A 1,968-nucleotide genomic window follows, 5' to 3' on the forward strand; every position below is an offset into this window, starting at 1 on the left:
GTATTTAAGGGTTTATGAAAAAGTACTCTATAAAGCTGAAAAATATGTGTGGATGAAATTAATAATTAAATGGAAACAATAAAATATCAATTGAATAAAATCAAATATCAAATGGCATGATTAAAAATCTTTTTGAAATAGATAACATTCTGTGTGTGCAGATTAATATTCAAAGTGAAGACATTTATTAAGCGAATCAAATAAATAAAATTACAAGTGGAATAAATCTGAATTCAAATGAAGACATTAATCTATTCTGTGGAATCACTTAAGAGTCGTGTGGAATGTCTGTTCGTTTCATTCTTCTTTGCCTTGCCCCTAACGGTTGCGCATATGCCTAGTGGCGGATTGCGGACGATTCAACTGTCAAACCGCGGTGAAGTTTGAGCGGGCGAAAAGCCTTGCAAAGTGCAGTAAAACCGCCATTAGGTATATGCGATGTTGTGCAGCGTAATTATTTATTCTTCAATTTGTTTCTTAATCATTGTTTCAATCTCTGCAAGCCTGTCAAGTGGAATTGAGCTCAGAATTTGAGTCAATTGAATCACTTTTTCGGTTCGTTTCAACGAAATCAAAGGATGATTCTCGTTCGCTAAATTCTCTTGCGATGGAATCCATTCCAACAAGTCGTTCGGTGTACAATGCAACATTTCACAAAGTAACTCTACGTCCTTTAAATTCAGTTTCTCGATTCGGTTATTGACAATCCGCGTGGCAAAATTGTCGGAATAACCTCTTTTCACAAGGTAACTGAAAGGTTTATCAATCCCTCTGGCCTTAAAAATACGGGTGAAGTTGAATGTTAACATGTGGTAGTTGATAGTTTTATAAAATCAGTCTTGTGAATATAAAACTATTTCCACTTATTTAAAAATCAACTCGTTTATTTGAATTTCAATCTCGTTAGTTTGAAACATGCAGTCGTTTTTTTCAAAATCAAAGTTCCCTGTTTCTACTTATTTTCCTTCTTATTCTAATAATGAGTCGTTCGTTTTTCAAACTATTCCGTTTGTTTGTAAAATCATGGAGGCTTTTTGATGTTTTATCTTTCTGGTTTTAATCTGTTCTTCCTTGGTTTCAGTTTTCCTGGTGGTTTTTCTTTTTATTATGCTGCACAACGTTACGCATATGCCTAGTGGCGGATTGCGGGCGATTCAACTGTCAAACCGTGGTGAAGTTTGAGCGGGCGAAAAGCCTTGCAAAGTGCAGTAAAACCGCCATTAGGTATATGCGATGTTGTGCACTGGGCTTTTATTTCTTTATTCTGTTTAAATCTATCGTTTTTTTCATTCTCAGATTCTTCTCGATATAGTGAAAGATTCTGTTTTTTATTTCGTTTCTCCTGATTCAGCTTATGGATTTTAATTCTGATTTAGAGAACATTCCTCTTTCGGATCAATTCAATCTTTCTGTGTTGCTTATTGTTTTCAGAATGTACAGAATCAAACGATTAATGGAGATGATTAATTCTCGAGTGGAACAAATAATAATTCAAATGGAATAATTTAAAATCCTTTTGTATTCCTTAAAGTAATCAATGGTATAATTAAATTTCCGTGTGGTACTTTTAACTTTTCAAATGGAATAAATCAAACACCAATTGGTAACATTAATCAGGCTTGTGGAATTAATCAAAATGCCTGTGGAACCATTAATCTTTTCTGTGGAATCATCATTTCATTTTCTCATTCTTTTCAATCTGTGTGAGTTATTCTTTTTTTTAAGTGTGATGTTTTCTTTTTTAGCCTGGTGCACAACGGTACGTGTAGCATTAGTGGCGGATTGCGTGCGAATCTCCTTTCAAACCGTTAGATGGCTGATGCGGGAAACGAACCTTGCGGAACGTGATTCGCCAGCCATTAATGCTACATAGTGTTGAACTAAATCCCTAACGGGATAGCTCTCCATATTGCCCCCTAAAATTACTTTTTATTATCCATTACGCAGTAATAGTTTTTAATTTATCAC

At 34.6% G+C, this 1,968-nt stretch carries 1 protein-coding gene; it reads right to left on the reverse strand.

Annotated features, from left to right (window positions below):
• Positions 1-458: 458 nt before the first annotated feature.
• Positions 459-809 carry a helix-turn-helix domain-containing protein gene (locus tag LX69_RS17365; RefSeq protein WP_111447288.1) on the reverse strand — a complete coding sequence of 117 codons (351 nt, stop codon included), beginning with the start codon at positions 807-809 and terminating at the stop codon, positions 459-461.
• Positions 810-1,968: the final 1,159 nt, after the last annotated feature.

Origin of the sequence: Breznakibacter xylanolyticus (assembly GCF_003254275.1) — a bacterium.
In the GTDB taxonomy this organism is placed as follows: domain Bacteria; phylum Bacteroidota; class Bacteroidia; order Bacteroidales; family Marinilabiliaceae; genus Breznakibacter; species Breznakibacter xylanolyticus.

Bases quoted from the DNA above. Each gene is read 5' to 3' on its own strand.
- LX69_RS17365 (WP_111447288.1), bottom strand. From the start codon at position 809: ATGTTAACATTCAACTTCACCCGTATTTTTAAGGCCAGAGGGATTGAT.